The sequence below is a fragment of the Micromonospora sp. CNZ303 genome (assembly GCF_004345505.1).
On record NZ_SLVT01000024.1, the window covers coordinates 54,462 to 73,776 of the forward strand.

17 protein-coding genes are annotated in these 19,315 nt (G+C 75.7%); 9 read left to right on the forward strand and 8 right to left on the reverse strand.

The features are described 5' to 3' along the window. Nucleotides 1–173: 173 nt before the first annotated feature. Together EV374_RS28605 and EV374_RS28610 are read right to left on the reverse strand one after the other, a co-directional pair. Complete coding sequence (locus tag EV374_RS28605; protein WP_132240262.1) at nucleotides 174–1,316, reverse strand: acyl-CoA desaturase; 1,143 nt, start codon at nucleotides 1,314–1,316, stop codon at nucleotides 174–176. 14 nt (nucleotides 1,317–1,330) lie between these two features. Then, a complete protein-coding gene (locus tag EV374_RS28610; RefSeq protein ID WP_132240263.1) occupies nucleotides 1,331–2,422 on the reverse strand; it encodes a ferredoxin reductase in 1,092 nt (363 codons plus the stop codon). Nucleotides 2,423–2,507: 85 nt separating this feature from the next. Here EV374_RS28610 and EV374_RS28615 point away from each other — a divergent pair, with 85 nt between their 5' ends. From EV374_RS28615 to EV374_RS28645, 7 genes are all read left to right on the forward strand, one after another. Further along, complete coding sequence (locus EV374_RS28615) at nucleotides 2,508–3,746, forward strand: helix-turn-helix domain-containing protein (RefSeq protein WP_132240264.1); 1,239 nt, start codon at nucleotides 2,508–2,510, stop codon at nucleotides 3,744–3,746. Nucleotides 3,747–3,989: 243 nt separating this feature from the next. Beyond that, the gene (locus EV374_RS28620) at nucleotides 3,990–5,384 is read left to right on the forward strand and encodes a hypothetical protein (protein ID WP_132240265.1); all 1,395 of its coding nucleotides are present in this window, start codon (nucleotides 3,990–3,992) and stop codon (nucleotides 5,382–5,384) included. Beyond that, entirely contained in the window at nucleotides 5,381–6,463 is a 1,083-nt protein-coding gene (locus tag EV374_RS28625) for a transporter substrate-binding domain-containing protein (protein ID WP_132240266.1), read from the forward strand. The genes EV374_RS28620 and EV374_RS28625 overlap by 4 nt, the downstream gene beginning before the upstream one ends. A 14-nt stretch (nucleotides 6,464–6,477) precedes the next feature. Further along, nucleotides 6,478–7,347: a hypothetical protein gene (locus tag EV374_RS28630; RefSeq protein ID WP_132240267.1), complete on the forward strand. Its 870-nt coding sequence runs from the start codon at nucleotides 6,478–6,480 to the stop codon at nucleotides 7,345–7,347. Further along, on the forward strand, nucleotides 7,344–9,521 hold the full coding sequence (locus EV374_RS28635; protein ID WP_132240268.1) for a tetratricopeptide repeat protein: 2,178 nt from the start codon (nucleotides 7,344–7,346) through the stop codon (nucleotides 9,519–9,521). The genes EV374_RS28630 and EV374_RS28635 overlap by 4 nt, the downstream gene beginning before the upstream one ends. Nucleotides 9,522–9,556: 35 nt before the next feature. After that, nucleotides 9,557–11,005 (forward strand): VWA domain-containing protein, encoded by a 1,449-nt coding sequence (locus tag EV374_RS28640; protein ID WP_132240269.1) that lies wholly within the window; start codon nucleotides 9,557–9,559, stop codon nucleotides 11,003–11,005. 6 nt (nucleotides 11,006–11,011) lie between these two features. Then, nucleotides 11,012–12,748, forward strand: coding sequence for a hypothetical protein (locus tag EV374_RS28645; protein WP_132240270.1), 1,737 nt, complete (start codon nucleotides 11,012–11,014; stop codon nucleotides 12,746–12,748). A gap of 40 nt (nucleotides 12,749–12,788) precedes the next feature. Here the strand turns inward: EV374_RS28645 and EV374_RS28650 are convergent, their stop codons facing one another. The 5 genes from EV374_RS28650 to EV374_RS28670 form a co-directional block, all read right to left on the reverse strand. Further along, nucleotides 12,789–13,169 carry a VOC family protein gene (locus EV374_RS28650; protein ID WP_132240271.1) on the reverse strand — a complete coding sequence of 127 codons (381 nt, stop codon included), beginning with the start codon at nucleotides 13,167–13,169 and terminating at the stop codon, nucleotides 12,789–12,791. A 21-nt stretch (nucleotides 13,170–13,190) separates the two neighbouring features. Next, the gene (locus EV374_RS28655) at nucleotides 13,191–13,436 is read right to left on the reverse strand and encodes a DUF5988 family protein (protein ID WP_132240272.1); all 246 of its coding nucleotides are present in this window, start codon (nucleotides 13,434–13,436) and stop codon (nucleotides 13,191–13,193) included. A gap of 251 nt (nucleotides 13,437–13,687) precedes the next feature. Continuing rightward, on the reverse strand, nucleotides 13,688–14,425 hold the full coding sequence (locus tag EV374_RS28660; RefSeq protein WP_121397818.1) for an ABC transporter permease: 738 nt from the start codon (nucleotides 14,423–14,425) through the stop codon (nucleotides 13,688–13,690). Further along, entirely contained in the window at nucleotides 14,422–15,363 is a 942-nt protein-coding gene (locus EV374_RS28665) for an ABC transporter ATP-binding protein (protein WP_132240273.1), read from the reverse strand. The genes EV374_RS28660 and EV374_RS28665 overlap by 4 nt, the downstream gene beginning before the upstream one ends. A gap of 276 nt (nucleotides 15,364–15,639) precedes the next feature. Further along, the gene (locus EV374_RS28670; protein WP_132240274.1) at nucleotides 15,640–16,314 is read right to left on the reverse strand and encodes an HAD-IA family hydrolase; all 675 of its coding nucleotides are present in this window, start codon (nucleotides 16,312–16,314) and stop codon (nucleotides 15,640–15,642) included. A 238-nt stretch (nucleotides 16,315–16,552) separates the two neighbouring features. Between EV374_RS28670 and EV374_RS28675 the strand changes: the two genes are divergently transcribed. Next, nucleotides 16,553–17,962, forward strand: coding sequence for an acyl-CoA synthetase (locus EV374_RS28675; protein ID WP_132240275.1), 1,410 nt, complete (start codon nucleotides 16,553–16,555; stop codon nucleotides 17,960–17,962). Here the strand turns inward: EV374_RS28675 and EV374_RS28680 are convergent. Next, a complete protein-coding gene (locus EV374_RS28680) occupies nucleotides 17,959–18,621 on the reverse strand; it encodes a 4'-phosphopantetheinyl transferase superfamily protein (RefSeq protein WP_132240276.1) in 663 nt (220 codons plus the stop codon). The two genes, EV374_RS28675 and EV374_RS28680, sit on opposite strands and share 4 nt — an antisense overlap. 156 nt (nucleotides 18,622–18,777) lie before the next feature. Here EV374_RS28680 and EV374_RS28685 point away from each other — a divergent pair, with 156 nt between their 5' ends. Next, entirely contained in the window at nucleotides 18,778–19,275 is a 498-nt protein-coding gene (locus EV374_RS28685; RefSeq protein WP_132240277.1) for a cold shock domain-containing protein, read from the forward strand. The last annotated feature ends 40 nt before the right edge of the window (nucleotides 19,276–19,315 follow it).

Sequence of the window (19,315 nt, forward strand, 5' to 3'; positions counted from 1 at the left end):
GTTTCCGGTCGCCGGCGGGTGCTGGTGAGGTCAGGCGGCGGCGACCGACGAGCGCGAAGCTCGCGCGGCCGCGGCGGCGAAGGGGTGCCTGATCTCCATGCCCCGACTGTACGGGGACACCGCGCCGCCGCCCAGCGCGTTTTTTCGCGGCGGGCGGCGGCGTCGGGGGCGGGTCAGACGCCGGACGTGGCGAGCGCCGGCGCGGGGCGGTCGTCGACCCGGCGGGGCGCCTTGCGGTTCGGCAGCGACAGCCGGACGACCTTCCGCCACGCGGAGAAGACCTGCCGGGGCAGCGAGCCGGTGGTGTACTTCAGCCCGTAGCGGTCGAACAGGGCCCGCACCTCGGGGGCGATCTCCTGGTAGCGGTTGCTGGGCAGGTCCGGGAAGAGGTGGTGCTCGATCTGGAACGACAGATTGCCGGTCATGATGTGCATCAGCCGGCTGCCGCTGATGTTGGCCGATCCGAGCATCTGCCGCAGGTACCACTCGCCGCGGGTCTCGCCCTCGATCGAGCGCCGGGAGAAGGTCTCCACGCCCTCCGGGAAGTGCCCGCACATGATCACCGAGTGGCTCCACAGGTTGCGCAGGAGGTTGGCGGTGAAGGTGGCGGCCAGCGTGTGCAGGAACGAGGGCCCCGACAGCAGCGGGTGCAGCACGTAGTCCTTGAGCACCTGCCGGCGGATCTTGCGGCCCACCGCCCGGGCCCGGGCCCGGAACTCCGGCTTCTTGTGCCGGCCCTTGCGCAGGTTGCGCCCCAGCTCCAGGTCGTACGCGGCGATGCCGTACTCGAAGAAGCAGGCGTTGATGAAGTTCCACAGCGGCTGACCCAGGTGGAACGGGTGCCACCGCTGGTCCTCGTCGACGCGCATGATGCCGTAGCCGAGGTCGTTGTCCTTGCCGAGGACGTTCGTGTACGTGTGGTGCAGCTCGTTGTGCGAGTGCTTCCACTGGTCGGCGGGCGAGACGTGGTCCCACTCCCAGGTGGTGGAGTGGATCTTCGGGTCGCGCATCCAGTCCCACTGGCCGTGCAGGACGTTGTGGCCGACCTCCATGTTCTCCAGGATCTTGGCCACGGTCAGGCCGGCGGTGCCCACGATCCAGGCGGGCGGGAAGAGGGAGAACAGCAGCACGACCCGGCTGCCCAGTTCCAGCTTGCGCTGCGTCGAGATGACCCGGCGGATGTACGCGGCGTCCCGCTCGCCCCGGTCGGCGACCACCCGGGCGCGGATCGCGTCGAGTTCCCTGCCGATGGTCTCGATGTCCTCGGCGGTGAGGTGGGCGATCGGGTTGACGGGCTTGTTCTGGATCACGGTCACGTCAGGTACTCCGGTCAGTGGTCGATGTCGCAGGGGCCGGCCGCCGCCGACACGCAGGTCTGGATGCGGACGCCGTCGCCGGGCACCGCCGTGGTCAGTTCCCCGTTGCGCAGGTCCCGAACCGCGCCCTGGCGCAGCGGCAGGACGCAGCCGAAGCAGATGCCCATCCGGCAGCCCGAGGGCATCAGCACCCCGGCGTTCTCGCCGGCGTCGAGCAGCGGGGTGGCGCCGTCGGCGGCGACGGTGACGCCCGAGCGGGCGAAGGTGACGGTGCCGCCCTCGCCGGGCGAGATGACGGTCGGGCGGAACCGCTCGGTGTGCAGCCGGTCGCCGCACCCCCCGGCCGCCCAGTGCTCCTCCAGGGCGTCGAGCAGTCCGAGCGGGCCGCAAGCCCAGGTCTCCCGGTCGAGATGGTCGGGCACGAGGCGGTCGAGGTCGGCCACGGTGAGCAGCCCGTCGGTGTCGGTGTGCCGCTCCACCAGCCGGATCGCGCCCCGCGCGGCCAGGTCCCGCAGCTCGGCGCCGAAGATCACGTCGGCGGGGGTGGGCGCCGAGTGCAGCACGACGACGTCGGCGCCGCCCAGCCGGTCGGCGCGCAGCATCCCCATCACGGGGGTGACGCCGCTGCCCGCGGTCACGAAGAGCACCCGGGCCGGCGGCCGGCCCGGCAGCACGAAGTCGCCCTGGGCCTGGTCGAGCTGGACCAGCGTCCCGGGCCGGGTGCGCCGGACGAGATGGTTGCTGACGACCCCGTCGGGGATGGCCTTCACGGTGACCGAGATCGGTTCGCCCCGGCGCGCGGGGGGCGAGGTGACCGAGTAGGCCCGCCACTGGCGTACGCCGTCGACGTCGACGCCGAGGCGGACGTACTGCCCGGGCGTGTGCCCGCGCCAGTCGCGGCCGGGCCGGATCACCAGCGTCGCCGCGTCGGCGGTCTCGGGGCGCACGGCGAGGATCCGGCCGCGCAGGTCGGCGCCGGAGCGCAGCGGGGCGACCATGTCGAGGTAGTCGTCGGGCAGCAGCGGGGTGGTGACCGACGCGGCCAGCCGAAGGATCCGGCCCCGCAGGGCCGCCTTCCCGGAGGGGTTCGGGACGGTGGTGGTCATGATTCGATGGTCGCCGGCAGAATGGCATAAAATCTTGACCTTCGAAGGTGAACCGAACGAGCCTTTTTGTGCGGAGGGAACAAACGTGTCCGAACGCTCGGAGGCCACGCGGCGCGCGGCCCGCCTCGAGTTGGACGCCCGGGTGGCCGGCGCGCTGCACGACCGGCTGCCCCTGCTCGCCGAGCGCACCGTGACCGCCATCACCGCCGAGGTGCCCAGCTACTCCGGCACCCTGACCGGTCAGATGCGCGAGAAGATCGAGACCGCGGTGCAGATCGCGCTCGGCACGTTCCTCCAGCTCATCGGCCGTACCCAGGGCGGCGACCCGAGCACCCCGCTGGTCGGCGCGCTGGAGGCCGCCTACGCCCTCGGCAGCGGCGAGGCGCGCTCCGGCCGGAGCATGGACGCCCTGCTCGCCGCGTACCGCGTCGGCGCCCGGGTCTCCTGGCGGGAGATGTCCACCACCACGGTGCAGGGCGGGTCGTCCGCCGCCACCGTCGCCGAGTTCGCCGAGCTGATGTTCGCGTACATCGACGAACTCTCCGCCGCCAGCGTGGCCGGGCACGCGGACGAGCTGGCCAGCGCCGGGCGGGCCCGGCGACGCAACCTGGAGCGGCTCACCCAGCGGCTGCTCGCCGGGGAGCCCGAGGAGGCGCTGCTGCGCAGCGCCGAGCGGGCCGACTGGCCGCCGCCACAGACCCTCACCGTCGTCCTGCTGCCCCGGGCCAACCTCCGCGCGGCGCTCGCCCGGCTGCACCCGCACACCCTGGAGAGCGGCGACGACCTTCCGGCGGGCGGGGCGGGCGAGGACCTGGCGGTGCTGCTGGTGCCCGACACACACGGTGAGCGGCGGCGGCAGCTCGCCCGGGTGCTGCACGGCCGCCGCGCCCTGCTCGGCCCCGCCCGGCCCTGGGCCCTGGTCGCCTCCTCCTACCAGCGGGCGGTCCGGGCCCTGTCGCTCGGCCTGCGCCCGGCCGACGACGGGCCGGCGCTGGACACCGAGGAGCACCTGGCCGAGCTGGTGCTGAGCACCGACCCGGAAGGGCTCGCCGACCTGCGCGCCCGGGTCCTGGCGCCGCTCGCGTCGCTGCCGCCCGGCACCGCCGACCGGCTCGCCGAGACCCTGCGCTCCTGGCTGCTGCACCAGGGCCGGCGCGACGACGTGGCCGCCGACCTCTTCGTACACGCGCAGACCGTCCGCTACCGGATGGGCAAGCTCCGTGAGCTGTACGGCGAGCGCCTGACCGACCCGGCGACGGTCCTCGACCTCACCCTCGCCCTGGCCTTCCCACCCCGGACCGAGGCCGACGACCCAGGCCTCTGACCGGCCGCTCCCCTGCGTGGCAGACCGGTGACGCTCAGGTCAGATACCGGACAAACGCGTGCCACCCGTGCACCCGCGGTGCCACCCTGGTCCTCCCCCGCCCGCGATCACCCGCCCGGCCGCCGGCCTCCGCCGCAGGCCGCCCGGGTGACCGACCGGCGGGGCGGACGGGGGCCGCCTCCGGTACCGCGACGCCTTCCGCCAGGAGGCCGCCGGAGGGCCCCGGCGAGCGGGAGGACGGGGATGGCGTCGCACACGGGGGACGAGCCCGGGGCCGACCGGCCCGCCCCGGCCAGCGGGTCGACCCGCTCCGGCGGCACCGGCCGGCTCCGCGACGCGCTCCGGACGACCCCGGCGCTGATCGTGCTCAGCGGCGCCGTACTGGTCGCCGCGCTGGCCGCCACCGCCGCCGTCGCCGTGCAGTCCCGCACGGCGGCCACCACGCTGGGCGAGCGGTCCGCGGCGACCGCCGTGGGCACCAGCACGACCGCCCGGCAGATCTACCAGGGCCTCGCCGACGCCGACGTCGCGGCCAGCGCCGTCTTCCTGCTGCCGCCCGCCGAGGACCGGCGGGCCCCGCTGGTGGCCGCCTACGACGCGTCCGTCCACGAGGTGGAGCGCACGCTGACCGACTCGATGGGCAACGCCGTCGGCGACCCGGACCGCCTCACCCGGCTGGCGACCATCGCCGCCCGGTTGAAGATCTACCGCGACGTGGTGTGCGCCGCCCTGCGGGTCGCGGGTCCGCTCTCCGCGGCGACCACGGGCAACCGGCAGCCCTGTCCGCCGGCCGGGGCGGCGGAGCAGGCCGGGACGGGCAGTCCGGCGGCCCGCGCGGTGCTCGCCTCGGCCTACGCGCGGGAGGCGTCGCACTACATGTCCACCGAGCTGCTCACCGCGGCCCAGGGCCTGTGGAACTACGACACCAGGTTGCTGCTCGACGCCCGCGCCGACGCCCGGCCCTGGCTGGCCGCGTCCGTGCTGGTGCCGCTGGGTGCCCTCGCCGCCCTGGTGGTGGTGCAGGTGTGGCTGCGCCGGCGGACCCGGCGCCGGCTGAACGCGGGCCTGCTGCTGGCCTCGGTGGCCACCACGGCCGTGCTGGCCATGCTGGTCTCCTCGTGGTGGCACTGGCCGGACGCCGACCGGGGGTTCCCGGAGCTGGAACGGGCGATCGACGCGCAGAGCGCCACCCAGCAGCGGCTCGGCGCCCTGCTGGCCGGCCGGGCCGACGTCTACCTGGGGCTCGGCGCGAGCGTCGACCCGGCCGGGCACAAGGCGGACTTCGACAGCCGGGACCTCTGCTCCGGGCCCACCGGGGGGCGGGAACCACTGAGGGACCGGATCGACTGCACCGCGCTGGAGCGGAACGTCTGGCCGGCCCGGCAGATCAAGACGCCCGACGCGTTCCGCGACGCGGTCGACACCGTGCTCGCCGAGGGATCGGCGGGCCGGGCGTTCGTCGCGGCGGAGGACCACCTGCTGACCGAACTGACCACCCGCAACGAGGAGGTCACCCGGATGGTCGCCGAGCTGCCCGAGGCGCGCCGCCACCTGGGCGGCGCCGCCGCCTGGGTCACCCTGCTCGCCGCCGCCGGTGTGGTGGCCGGGCTGCGCCAGCGCCACCTGGAGTACCAGTGACCACACCCTGGCGGACCCCGACGCGGCCCCGGCGCCGGGTCGCGTCGCTCGCGCTCCTGGCGGCGCTGGCCGGGTGCGCCGCGCCGGCGACACCCGCGCCCGCGCCCCCCGCGCGGCCGCCGGGGGTGGCCACGGCGCCGACCACCGACGCGACCGGCGGGGTCTGCCCGGTGCGCCGCAGCCTCCCGCCCGACCCGACGCCCCCGCGCCGGATCCTCGACAAGGGCGAACTGGTCGCAGGCGTAGACCCGTCCGACGCCACCATGAGCCACTGGGACGCCAGCACCCAGCGGTTCGAGGGGTTCAACATCGAGCTGATGCTGGCGGTGGCCCGCGCCCTCTGGCCGGTCGACGACCCACGCGACCGGCTCACCTTCAAGGCGGTGCCGCCCGGCCAGGGCGCCTTCGCCATGCTCGACAAGGGGGAGATCGACGTCGTCGCCACGTCGCTGACCGCGTCCTGCGAGCGGGCCCGGCGGGTGCTGTTCTCCAACGACTACCTCGACTCCGGGCAGACGGTGCTGGTCCGCAGGAACGCCGACGGCACGCCCGAGTTCGCGGGCATGGAACAGCTCGGCGGTCGGCGGGTCTGCGCCGCCACGGACACCACCTCGCTGGCGATGATCGCCGGCTACCGCACCACGGGCGGCCTGCGGCCGGTCCCGGTGCACGCCCCGCACCCGGTCGACTGCCTGGTCATGCTGCGTCAGGGCCAGGTCGACGGGGTCAGCACCGACGACAACATCCTGCTGGGCTTCGCCCGGATGGCCCCGGACACGACGCTGGTGACCGAGGCGCCCCGGCCGGACCGGCGATCGTGCACCTACCACCGGGACGAGAACTGCACCTGGTTCACCGACGAGCCGCACGCCTTCGCGTTCCGCCTGACTGACGGCCGGGAGCTGGTCGCGTTCGTCAACCACGTGCTGGCGCAGCCGCGTACGGCGGTGGTGTGGCAGCAGGCCCACGACCGGTGGCTCGCCGGCCACCGGGACCGGGGCATGCCGTCGCCCGGGCCCGTCACCACCGGGTGGCCGCCCCCAGACCCCGCGCCGGCCACCCCCCGGCCGGCCGACTGATGGGCGGTGGGCGGATGGCCGTACGGGAACGCCTCGACGCCACCCTGGCCGCGCATGCCTGGGTCTGCGAGCACCTGCTCGACGTGCAGCAGCTGGTCACCGACGCCTTCCGGCAGCCCGACGGCCCGGCCGCCGCGCCCGCGCAGGAGGCCCGGGACCTGCTGCACCGGCTCGGCTGCCTGTCGCTGGCCCTCGACCGGCTGGTCGACGACCTCGACGGGATCGACCGGTCGACGGACGGGGGCGAGGAGGCCCTGGCCCGGCTGCTGACCGACCCCTGCGAGGTCCGGTTCACCGCCGCCACCGGCGAGCCGGTGCAGGTGCAGGCGATGGATGTCCAGGAGATCCTGGTCGCGGCCCGCGAGCACGTGGCCCGGATCCGCCGGATCGTCGACGCGTACGGCCGGGACCGGCTGGCGGTCCGGGCGCAGCGGCTGCGCTCCTCCGTCGAGCGGCTCCGGCAGCTCGCCACGGAGGCCGCCGGCGAGGGGCTGGGCGACGGGACGGATCCCCTGGCGGCGCTCGCGCTCGACGGGCTGCTGGACCGGCTCACCGCCGCCGAGGCGGCGGGCCGTGGCCAGTGGTGGCGGGGGGACGTCCAGCCGGAACGCGACGACGGCTCGCTGCGGGCCGCCGTCGACCGCGCGGTCGAGCGGACCGACACCGCGCGGCGCCGGCTGCGTCGGGGCTGCCACGTGGAGCTGACCGGCCGGCTGGAGGCTTACCGGCAGAAGGCCGCCGACGAAGGCCGGGCCGAGCACGCGCAGGTCGAGCTGGCCTACCGGGAGGCGCTGGCCGCGCTGCGCCCCGACGCCTTCACCGTGACCGCCGCGAGCCGCGCGGTGCGGGCCTACCAGCAGGCCGTGAACGGGGGTACGCGATGACGGCGAGCCGCGGCTGCGCGGAACGCAACTGCCCCGGCGCCGTCGACCAGGACGGGTTCTGCCGGCTGTGGGGGCACGAGTGCGTCGGGGCCGGCGCCGGGCTCAGCGCCCCCGGCGGGCCGGTCCCGGTTGCGGAGGTCGGCCCACGGCCGCTGCGCACGACGTCCCGGCCCTGGGAGCGACCGGCCGTGCTGCCGACCGCCCGGCCCCACGACCCTCTGACGGCGGTGGTGTCGCAGGCGGTGGTGCCCGAGCACTCCCGCTACTGCGGCAACACGAGCTGTCCCCGCCATCGCGGTCCCCGGCTGCCCAGGGTCGCCGGCTTCTGCCCCGACTGCGGCACCCGGTACTCCTTCACCCCGCCCCTGGCCGACGGCGACCTGCGCGCCGGGCGGTACCGGATCGAGGGCTGCCTCGGCAACGGCGGCGTCGGCTGGGTGTTCCTCGCCCGGGACGAGGACATGGACGGCGCCTGGCGGGTGCTGAAGGGGCAGCGCAACCCGGAGGACCGGGAGGCCATCGCGGCGTTCGTCGCCGAGCGGCAGGCGCTGATCGCGCTGAACCACCCGAGGATCGTCACCATCACCCACGCGCTGCGGCCCGAGTCCGACCGGGACGCCGGCTACCTGGTGATGGAGTACGTCAACGGCGGCACCCTGGAGGAGGCCCGCAGCGCGGCCGGCCCGGGCGGCGGGTCCACCGCCGTGGACGTGGCGCAGGCGCTGGGATACGCCGTGCAGATCCTCGACGCCTTCGAGTACCTGCACGACCAGGGCTGGCTCTACTGCGACCTGAAGCCCGAGAACGTGATGCGGGTCGGCGGCCAGGGCACCAACGACCCGATCAAGCTGGTCGACTTCGGCGCGGCCCGCCGCATCGACAACACGGTGAGCCCGGCGTGGGGCACCGCGGGCTACACCGCGCCGGAGGTGGAGCGGCTGGGGCCCGCCGGCCCGAGTGTGCGGTCGGACCTCTACACCGTCGGCCGGACCCTCGCCGCGCTGACCCTGGTGCCCCGGTCCACCGAGGTGACCCGGATCCCGCCGGGGCAGGACGTGCTGCGGCTGCCCGTGCCCGCACGCCTCGACCCGTTCCTGCGGCTGCTCGCCCGCGCCACCGCCGCCGCGCCGGAGGACCGGTTCGCCGCCGCCGCCGAGATGCGCGAACAGGTCCGGGGCGTACGCCGGCAGGTCAGCTCGGCGACCGACGGCGTGCCCCGGCCGACCCGGTCCACCCTGTTCAGCCCCTCCGCGTGCGCCTTCGCCCTGCACACCGACCGCGACGCCCTGGACGTCGTGGAGATCATGCTCGGCCTGCCCGTGCCCCTGGTCGACGGCGCCGACCCGGCCGCCGGGTTCCTCGCCTCGCTCGGCGCCGCCGACCCGGCCGAGCTCATCGAGCTGTTGCGGACCGCCCCGGAGCACACCGCGCAGGTGACCTACCGCGCCGTCCGGGCCCACCTCGCCACCGGGCGGGTGGACGAGGCCGGCCCGCTGCTCGCCGACTTCCCCGAGGAGTCGCGGGACTGGGCGCTGTGGTGGCACCGCGCCCTGGTGGCCCTGGTGGGGCGGGACGCCGGCACCGCCCGGCGCTGGTTCGCGCAGGTCTACGGCTGGCTGCCCGGCGAGGTGTCCACGCGGCTCGCGTACGCGGTGGCCTGCGAACTCGACGGCGACCCGCGCACGGCGGCCGACCACTACCGGGGGGTGTGGGACGCCGACCCGGGCGTGGTGGGCGCGGCGTTCGGGCTGGCCCGCTGCCTGCTGGAGACGGCGGACGCGCGCAGCGCGGCGGACGCCCTGCTGCGGGTGCCGGAGTCCTCCCGCGCCTCGACGGCGGCGGTGACCTGTGCGGTGCGCATCCTGCTCGACGCGCCGGACGACGGACACCGGCTCGACACGGCGCTCGACGCCGCCGCGATCGTCGACAAGCTGCCCCCGTTCGGCGAACGCGAGGAGGTGGAGGCGCACATCCTGCGGATCGCGCTGGACTGCGACCTGACCGAGGAGCGCCACGGCGGCCGGCGGCTGTTCGGTCACCGGCTCGACGAGGACGCCCTCCGCCGCGCCTTCGAGCGCCGCTGCCGCTCCCGCGCCCGGCGCACCGCCGACCGGCGCGAGCGGATCGCGCTCGTCGAGCTGGCCAACGCGTACCGGCCGGTGACGTGGTGGTGATCCCGGCCGCCGGCCCCGACGGAAAGAGGTCACCCGTGTCCCCCGCCAACGATCTGCCGCTGCGGCTGCGCGCGCACCACACCGAGTGCGTCTCCGCCGACGGGGCGGTCCTCGACGTGGTCGCCACCGTCCGGGGCGAGGAACCCGTCCACGCCGACGTCCGGCACGACGACCTCGCGGAGGTGATCCTGCTCGACTCCTCGGGCTCGATGGGCGCGCCCCAGGCCAAGATGCGTGCCGCCCGGAGTGCCACCGCCGCGGCCATCGACGCCCTGCCGGACGGGGTCGCGTTCGCGGTGGTGGCCGGCACCGCCCACGCCACGATGGTCTACCCGGTCGACCGGCGGCTGGCGGTCGCCGACGAGACCACCCGGGCCGCCGCCCGCAAGGCGTTGCGGCACGTGACGCCGCACGGCGGCACCGCCATCGGCACGTGGCTGCTGCTGGCCCGCCACCTGCTGGCCACGCGACCGGACGCGATCGGGCACGTCATCCTGCTCACCGACGGGCGCAACGAGTCCCAGCTCCCCGCCGACCTGCGGGCGGCGGTGGACGACTGCGTGGGCCGGTTCACCGTCGACTGCCGCGCCATCGGCTCCGCGGACGGCGTGCACGACTGGGACGCGGCGGAACTGCTCGGCATCGCGGAGGCGCTGGGCGCCAACCCCGTCGTGCCGGTCGAGGACCTCACCGGGCTCGCCGACGACTTCCGGGCGGTGCTGACCCGCGCGATGTCCCGACGGGTCCCCGACGTCCGGCTCCGGGTGCGTACCACCGGGCTGGCCCGGGTCCGCTTCGTCAAGCAGGTGCACCCGGCGCTGGCCGACCTGAGCGGGCGCGGCGAGCCGGCCGGCGAGCTGGGCACCGACTACCCGGTCGGCGCGTGGAGCCCGCACGACCAGCGGGACTACCACGTCGCCCTGGAGGTCGACGCGATGGCGCCCGGGGCGAGCCGGCGCATCGGCTGGCTGAGCGTGCACGCGGGCGCGGCCACCACGCCGGTCGAGGTGCCGATCGACGTGGAGTGGACCGAGGACGCCCTGCGGTACTCGGAGATCAACGAGAGCGTCGCGTACTACACCCGCCAGCAGGACTACGCGGCGGCGGTCCAGCGCGGGCTGGCCGCCGCCCGGGCGGGCCGGGTCGCCGAGGCGGAGGAGCACCTCGGGCGCGCGGTGGCGCTCGCCCACGCCACGGGCCGCGACGACGACGTCGCCCTGCTCGCCCGCGTCGTGGACGTCCTGGACGCCGCCGACGGCCGGGTCCGCCTCAAGCCCGACGTCGACGCCCGACTCACGCAGTCCTCCCTGGTCGTGGCCCACCACACGTCCCGGTGGGGACCGCAGGAGCCGCCGGCGCAGCGGGTCGCGCCGACCGGACCGCCCGCGCCGTGGCGGCACTGTCTCGAGGAGCAGACCGGCGCGTACTGCCAGGGCTGCGGCACCCACCACCTGTCGGCGGACCGGCCCGCCGGGCGGTCCTGACCGGCGATGGACCTGGACGTCTCGGACAAGGTCGCCAGCGTCGTCGGCGGCACGGTGACGCTCGCCACCGCGCTCGTCACCGCGGCCGTCGCCGTCCGCCGCCACTCCCGGGGCCGGCGCGGCTGGTGGGCCGCGCTGCGCCCGGTCTGGCGCGGGGAGGCCGATGCCGGCATCGTCCACCCGCACCGCTTCGGGGGCTACGTCAAGCCGCTGTCCGAGGTGTACGTGCCGCGCCGCGCGGTGCCACGGCTCGCCCCGTCCGGCGACGGCGTCGACGTGGCGGACCTGCTCACCGGCACCGGCAACGTCCTGCTGATCGGGGAGCCGGGCAGCGGCAAGACGGCGCTCGTGCGCTACGAGAGCGCCCGCTCGGCGCGACGGTGGCTCGCCGGGCGCGGGCGGCGGCGGCGCTGCCCACCGGGGCCGGTGCTGGTGAGCCTGCCGGCCGCCGCCCTGGTGCACCAGCCGCTGTCCGCGGCGCTCGCCGAGGCGTACCCGCGCGACGGCGCCCCGCTCGACGTCGAGCAGGCTCCCGCCCCCGGCCGGCGGTGGCTGGTCTGCGTCGACGCGCTCGACGCCGTGGCCGACCCGGACGAGCGGGCCGTCGTGCTGAACCGCCTCGCGGAGCTGGCCCGCTCCCCCGGCCCGGCCGGCCCGCCGAGGCCCTGGCGGGTCCTGGTGACCACGCGGCACCTGGCGGAGGACGAGCTGGCCGTGCTGGGCGACGGTTATCCGGCGTACCACCTGGCGCACTTCACCGACGCGGACGTGGCGCTGCTGGCGGCCCGCTGGTTCCCTGACGGCGCCACGACCCGCAGGTTCCTGGACTGGACCCACGCCCAGCGCATCACCGGGCCGGTGCACAATCCGCTCACCGCCACCGTCGCGGTGCTGGTCTGGGAGGGCGGGCAGGCGGAGGCGGCCACGCCGACGGGCCCGGCCGCCCTGCTCGACGAGTTCGTCCGCGCCCTGCTGCGCGGCGGCCGGGCCAGCCTCGACGCCGCCTGCGCGGCGCTGCGGCGCCGCCCGCCCGACGGCGAGGCGGTCGCCGCCTGGCTGGACACCCGGCACACCGACCTCGTCGAGGTGGCGGCGACCGCCGCCGTCGCCGGCGGCGACCCGGTGGCGGCGGTCGTCGACTGGTCGGCGGCCCACGCCCCGGCTCCCCCGGCGACGGTGCTGCCCGACTGGCCCGCGCGGGTACGGCAGATCCTGCTCGCCACCGACCTCTTCCGGGCCGACCGCCACACCCTGGCCTCGGTCTGGCCCAGCCTGGTGGAGTACCTGGCGGCCGGGCCGCTCGCCCGGGACTGGCAGCCGGACGAGTGGGTGACACTGATGAACACCGGCTCGGCGCGGTTCGTCGCGTTGCAGGCGATCAGCCGGGCCGCCGTCACGCCGGCCTTCCTGCGCGCCCGGCTGACCGAGCCGGTCGGGGCGATCGCCGCGGGTCACCTGCTCGCCGGCCGGGGCACGGCCGCCGCCGGCGCGCCGGCGTTCCGGGCGGACGTGCTGGCGGCGCTGCTCACCCACTGGTCCGACGGCGCGGACGGTCCCGGCGGCCGGGACGCCGCCCGGGAGTGCTTCTCGCTGTTGACGACGCTGGCGGCGGACCGCGCCGACCGGGACCTGCTGCACGAGATCGCCGCGGATCCCCGACGGCCGGGTGAGGTCCGCCGGGCGGCGGCGCTCTTCTTCGCCCTGCGCACCCGCAACGCCCACCGCTCCCGGGCGGAGTCCTGACCGCCGGCCCGGCGGAGCGGTGGGCGTCGCGGGCGTTCGCCTACGCCGCCCGCTGCGGGCCGACGACGCTCCAGCACAGGCCGGCGGGATCGCGCAGCGTCACCTGGCGCGACGGATCCGCCGGCGTCTCGACGCGGGCACCGGCGGCCACCGCCCGTCGCAGCACCGACTCGGGGTCGGTCCGCTCGATGGTCAGCACGTCCTCGCGGCTCTCCACCGTCGACGGCGCGCCCGCCTCGTACCACTCGCTGACGGTCAGGCGGTGGCCGCCGACGGCCAGTTCCGCGTGCAGGACGTGCCCGTCGAGCAGGCACTCCCGTACGATCGCGACGGCGTCGAAGACATCCGTGTAGAAGGCGATGGCCTCGTTCGTGTCGCTGACCGTCAGGTGGGGACCCGGCCGGTGGTTCTGTGCCCTCATGTGACTGGTGCCGCCCTTCCCCTACTCGGCGATCCGGGTCCGACCGGTCCAGCGGAAGACCACCGGAAGGTCCACCGCCAGCGGGGTGGCGCCCCGTTCGAAGTGCTCGTACCCGCCGTAGTGCAGGACCTTGATCTTCTCCTCCGCCCGCGCCACCTGGCGGCTGCGCAGGTCGGCCGGCAGATCGACCGGACCGCCCTCCAGGACGATGTCGATGACGCCGACCGCGTCCCGGGTGACCGGATCAGCTTGCGAAACGTCCTTCATGGCACGACCTCCGTCGCATTCCGCACACCTCGGACGAGCCGCCGCACGGCGGACGCGTCCACACAGGCCTGACGACACCCGTTGCCGGGTGAACGGACGCTTCGCGGTCGAACGTCCTTGTCCGGTGACCGGGCGCCCGTTCTGCTCCGAACGTAATCCAGATCACATTCGGCGGACACCCTTAGGCCACCCCTAGGAACGGCCCTGGGCAGCCACGACGTCCCCCGCACCGGCCACGCGGGTGCGCAGGATCACTCCCAGCGGAAGAACCGGGTGGCCGCCGCGGAGCCGACCACGGCCGTCACCGCCAGGGCGATCAGCTGCGGCAGCTCCGGGTTGGCGCCCGCCCACGCCGCACCGAGGGTGTCCACCGTGGCACCCAGCGGCGAGTAGTCGGCGATGGCGGCCAGCGCGCTCGGCATCCGGTCGCGGGGCAGCCAGGCGCCCGCCAGGAAGAGCAGCGGGAAGAACAGCGCGGGGCCGATCGACTGCGCCGCCCGGGCGGACGGCGCCAGCGCCGCGATCAGCAGGCCGACGGCGAAGAGGCAGGCCACCCCGAGCAGGAAGGCCAGCACGAAGCCGGGAACGTTGGCCGGTGCCGGCTGGTCCAGCAGGAACCGCACGGCGATCGCGGTGACCACCGCGCCGAGGACGCCCATCACCAGGTTGACCACCACCTGCGCCACCAGCAGGAGGCCGGGCTGCACCGGGGTGGTCGCCAGGCGGCGCAGCACCCGACGTTCCCGGTAGATGCCGAGCGCCATCGGCAGGGTGAAGAGCGCGAGCATGCCGATGGTGAGGGCGAGCGCCAGGGACGGCAGGAAGGTCTGCTCGGCGTGCTGCCCGGTGTCGGCGGCCGTGCCGGCGCGCTGCGGCAATCCGAAGACGAGCATCAGGCCGATCGGCAGGGCGAAGACGAAGAACAACGACACCGGTTCCCGCAGGAACAGCTTCGTCTCGACGGCGATCAGCTTGGACAGGGCGCTCACGACGACCTCCCGTCGGTCGGGGACTGCGCGGCGGTCCGGCCCGAGCGGCCGGTGAGGGAGACGAACGCGTCGTCGAGGGTGGGCTGCTCGACCCGCAGCGCGTCGTAGCCGATCCCGCGCCCGTTGAGCACGGACAGGACCGACTGGAGCACGTCCTTCGTGCCGGTCACCGTCACCTCGTCGCGGTAGCGGGACACCCCCGTCACGTCGGGCGCCGCGAGCAGCAGGGCGTCCTCGACCGGCTCGGCGGGACGGAAGTGCACCCGGTGCTCGCTGCCGACCCGGGTGAGCAGGCCGGCGGGGCTGTCGATGGCCACCACCCGACCCTTGTCGATGATCGCGAGCCGGTCGCAGAGGCGTTGCGCCTCCTCCATGAAGTGGGTGACCAGCACGACGGTGACGCCCCGGTCGCGGATCCGCTCGACCAGGTCCCAGGTGTCCCGGCGGCCCTGCGGGTCGAGGCCGGTGGTCAGCTCGTCGAGGATGGCGACCTCCGGCCTGCCGACCAGTGCCAGGGCCACCGACAGCCGCTGCTTCTGCCCGCCGGAGAGCTTCTGGAAGTAGGTGTTGCGCTGCTCGGCCAGGCCGAGGTCGGTCAGCAGCTCGTCGATGTCGGCCCGGTTGCGGTAGAAGGACCGGTACAGGTCCAGCGCCTCCCACACCCGTACCTTGTCCGGCAGCTGGCTCTCCTGGAGCTGGGCGCCGACGCGCTGCCGCACCTCGGTGCGGTCGCGGACCGGGTCGAGCCCGAGCACCCGGATGGTGCCGCCGTCAGGACGGCGCAACCCCTGCACGCACTCGACCGTGGTGGTCTTGCCGGCCCCGTTCGGGCCGAGCACGCCGAAGATCTCGCCCTGTTCCACGGTGAAGGAGACGTCGTCGACCGCGATCTTCTCGCCGTACCGTTTCTGCAGATGATCGACTTCGATGACCGGCATGGGGGGTGGTCCTCCTTCACGTGCGGGTTGCCGTCGAGAAGGGCGGGACCCCTCGGCTGATCGCGGCGTCGGCTTGTGGGAACGGGCCGGCCGGCCGGCGCCAGGCCGACCGACGCCCGACATCATCCGGCCAACCGATGTGCCGATCAACTGATCAGCTGACAAATCGGGGGTATCGAACCGGAAACCGGCCCGGGACAGGGGTGCCGACCGCGAACACGGCGTGGGGGCAGGGGTGCCGACCGGTCACCGCAGGTGTGCGTCCACGCGGGTCGGTCACCGGCGGGCCGGGCAGAACGGCAGCAGCTCGTCGAGTCGGGTCAGGACGACGTCGGGGCCGGCGGCGCGCAGGGTCTCCTCGTCGGACTCGCCCCACAGCGCGGCCACCGCCAGCACCCCGGCCGCCCGCGCGCTGGCCAGGTCGCTGGGGGCGTCGCCGACCATCAGCGCCTCCCCGGGGCGGGCCCCGAGCAGGCGCAGCGCCCGCCGCACGATGTCCGGAGCGGGCTTCGGCCGGGGCACCTCGTCCGATCCCACCACGTGGTCGACCAGCGGCAGCAGGCCGAGCCGGCCGAGCAGGTCGCGGGCGCGGACCCCGCTGCGGCCGGTGGCCACGGCCAGCCCGATCCCCCGCCGGCGCAGGGTGCGGAGCAGCTCCGGCACCCCGTCGACGGGGGTGACCCGGTGCGCGAGGCGGTTGCTCTCCCGCACGAACGGTCCGGCCAGCGTCGCCGGCAGGCCCATCAGCTCCAGCACCTCCGGCAGGTACCGGCCCGGGTGGCGGCAGTACTCCTCGACCGGGGCGACGCCGTCGCCGACCACCTCGGCGTACGCGAGGGCGAACGCCTCCCTGGCGACGGCGAGGCTGTCGACCAGCACCCCGTCGAGGTCGAGCACCACGGCCCGGACGCCGCCCGGTACCGCCGTCCACGCCGTCGCGTCCGCGACCACCGACGTCACCTCCCGCCCGTACGACCCGGCGCGCCGCCCGGTAGGGGTGGCAGGCCGGGGGTGCCCCCGACTACGGTCAGGACCGTCGTTCCGGGCCCGCCGGCGCGGCGCACCGCGCCCACCTGGATCCGCCGGCGCCCCACCGACCCTACCGGCGTCCCGGGGGCCCGTCGTCCGGCCGCCGCGGCACGCCCGGCCGGACCGGCCCGGGCCCGAGCCGCTGGAGAGGGGTCGCGTCATGCCGCTGCTGAGCTGGCTCGCGGGAGGCACCGACGAGCGTCCGGACGCCATCCGTGTCGACGACCGCGCGGTGCCCTGGGTGGAGCTGCGCCGCCTGGCCGCGGCGATGGCCGACGAGCTGCGCGGCGTCGACCGGGTGGCGATCGAGGCCACCGCGACCCTGGAGACGGTGGTCGGGGTGGTCGGCGCCCTGACCGCCGGGGCGGCGGTCGTGCCGGTCCCGCCGGACGCCGGGCCGATGGAGCGCGACCACATCCTGCGCGACTCGCAAGCGACGGCACTGCTGGTCCCGGCCGGCGCGGAGCGCACCGCCGAGGGCGCGGGCCGGGCCGTCGTGCCCGTCGACCTGAGCCGGCGCTCGGACACCGTCCACCCCGAGCCGGACCCGGCCGGCACCGCGGTGATCCTCTACACCAGCGGCACCACCGGCGCACCGAAGGGCGCCGTGATCTCCCGCCGTGCCGTCGCCGCCTGCCTGGACGGGCTGGCCGACGCCTGGGCGTGGACGCCGGACGACCTGCTGGTGCACGGCCTGCCGCTGTTCCACGTGCACGGGCTGGTGCTCGGCGTGCTCGGGCCGCTGCGGCTGGGTGGCCGGCTGCACCACGTGGGCCGGCCGCGACCCGAACGGTACGCCGCGGCCAACGGCTCGATGTACTTTGGCGTGCCGACCGTGTGGTCCCGGATCGCCGCCGACCCGGACTCGGCGCGGGCGCTGCGTCCGGCGCGGCTGCTCGTCTCGGGCAGCGCGGCGCTGCCGGCGGCCGTCTTCGCGGACCTCGCCACCCTCACCGGGCACCGGCCCGTCGAGCGGTACGGGATGACCGAGACCCTGATCACGGTGAGCGCCCGGGCGGACGGCCCGCGCCGGCCGGGCACCGTCGGGCTGCCGCTGCCGGGGGTGCGCACGCGGCTGGTCGACGAGAACGGCGCCACGCTCCCCGCCGACGGGACGGCGATGGGCGAGCTCCAGGTCGACGGCCCCACCCTGTTCGACGGCTACCTGAACCGTCCGGACGCCGACGCGGCGAGCCGCACCCCGGACGGCTGGTTCCGCACCGGGGACGTCGCCACCGTCGACCCGGACGGCTGGCACCGGATCGTCGGGCGGGCGTCCACCGACCTGATCAAGAGCGGCGGCTACCGGATCGGCGCCGGCGAGGTGGAGGACGCCCTCCTGGCCCACCCGGGGGTCCGCGAGGCCGCCGTGGTGGGCACCCCGCACCCCGACCTCGGCCAGCAGGTCACCGCGTACGTGGTGGGCGACGGGGTGGACGGGGCCGAGTTGATCGACTTCGTGGCCCGCCACCTGTCGGCGCACAAGCGGCCACGGGAGGTGCGCCTGGTCGACGCGCTGCCCCGCAACGCCCTCGGCAAGGTGCAGAAGACCAGGCTGACGGCGGACTAGGGCACGACGGCCGGGATGCTGATCGCGGTGGCGACCAGTCCCCGCTCGACCAGGAACCTGCCGGCGAAGGCCGTCACCGGGATCCCGCCGAGGACCGGGCCGGGCACCAGCAGCCGGGCCTCGAAGGTGCCGGCCGGATCGATCACGATGTCCGCCTCCGAGAAGTCCAGCCACCGGCCGGTGAGCGGGAACCACGCCTTGTACACCGCCTCCTTCGCGCTGAACAGCAGGCGGTCCCAGCAGACGGCGGGGCGGGCCGCGCCCAGCGTGGCGGTGCGCGCCCGCTCGGCCGGCAGGGCGATCGCGTCGAGCACCCCGTCGGGCAGCGGTGCGTGCGGCTCGGCGTCCACGCCGAGGGTGGCGAACGCGGTCGTGCGGCCGAGGACCGCCGCCCGGTAGCCGTCGCAGTGCGTCATGCTGCCGACCACGCCGGCCGGCCAGACCGGGGCGCCGCGGGCGCCGGAGACGATCGGCACCGGCGCGAGGCCCAGCTCGCCGAGGGCCGTGCGGGCGCAGTGCCGCACGGTGGTGAACTCCCGGCGACGCTTCTCCACCGACCGGGCCACCAGCGCCTCTTCCTCGGGGAACAGGGTCAGGCCGGCGGGGTCCGTGAAGGCCTCGGCCACCGCCACGGCGGGGGGCAGGATCTGCTCGATCACGTCCGCCGATGCTAGAGGCTGCGGCGAGCCGCGCCGCGCCGGCACCGACGGTACGGTGCACCATAGGGGTCGGGTACGGGTGCCGGGCCGCGCGGGCGGCTGCCAGTCTGGGGGCGGGCCCCGGTTCCATGGGCGGGGCACGCGGATTTTGGTCGGATGGATGCGGGAAAAGCGATGCTCACTGGCAAGGTGGTGCGGTTCGACGAGGTGCGGGGCTACGGGTTCATCGCCCCGGACGACGGCAGCGACGACGTGTTCGTGCACGCGAACATGCTGGACGGCGACAAGTGGGCGCTGACGCCCGGTGTCCCGGTGGAGTACGAGGCGGTGGGGACCGACCGTGGTCCCAAGGCCGTGCTGGTGCGGGTGGTGGGCGCTGCCGTGGGCGCGGAGCGCAACGGGGCGGCCGGCACCGCGGCGCCCTCCCGGGCCGGCGTGGCGTTCACCGGCGGGCGCAGCAGGGACGGCGGGCCGGCTGCGGGCGGTGCGGAGGACGACGAGGGCCTGTGCGACGTGCTCTCCGAGCGGGCCTTCTGCACGGAGGCCACCGAGGCGCTGGTCACCTCCGTGCCGGACCTGACCGGGGCGCAGATCGTGGCGGTGCGGGCCCGGATGCTGGACCTGGCCCGACGGCACGGCTGGGTGGAGGGCTGACCGCGGGGCGGACGTCGGTGGAGCGCCGCCCACGGCCCGG

Bases quoted from the DNA above. Each gene is read 5' to 3' on its own strand.
- EV374_RS28630 (WP_132240267.1), top strand. From the start codon at position 6,478: ATGGCCGTACGGGAACGCCTCGACGCCACCCTGGCCGCGCATGCCTGG.
- EV374_RS28655 (WP_132240272.1), bottom strand. From the start codon at position 13,436: ATGAAGGACGTTTCGCAAGCTGATCCGGTCACCCGGGACGCGGTCGGC.
- EV374_RS28620 (WP_132240265.1), top strand. From the start codon at position 3,990: ATGGCGTCGCACACGGGGGACGAGCCCGGGGCCGACCGGCCCGCCCCG.
- EV374_RS28650 (WP_132240271.1), bottom strand. From the start codon at position 13,169: ATGAGGGCACAGAACCACCGGCCGGGTCCCCACCTGACGGTCAGCGAC.
- EV374_RS28685 (WP_132240277.1), top strand. From the start codon at position 18,778: ATGGATGCGGGAAAAGCGATGCTCACTGGCAAGGTGGTGCGGTTCGAC.
- EV374_RS28610 (WP_132240263.1), bottom strand. From the start codon at position 2,422: ATGACCACCACCGTCCCGAACCCCTCCGGGAAGGCGGCCCTGCGGGGC.
- EV374_RS28665 (WP_132240273.1), bottom strand. From the start codon at position 15,363: ATGCCGGTCATCGAAGTCGATCATCTGCAGAAACGGTACGGCGAGAAG.
- EV374_RS28645 (WP_132240270.1), top strand. From the start codon at position 11,012: ATGGACCTGGACGTCTCGGACAAGGTCGCCAGCGTCGTCGGCGGCACG.
- EV374_RS28635 (WP_132240268.1), top strand. From the start codon at position 7,344: ATGACGGCGAGCCGCGGCTGCGCGGAACGCAACTGCCCCGGCGCCGTC.
- EV374_RS28675 (WP_132240275.1), top strand. From the start codon at position 16,553: ATGCCGCTGCTGAGCTGGCTCGCGGGAGGCACCGACGAGCGTCCGGAC.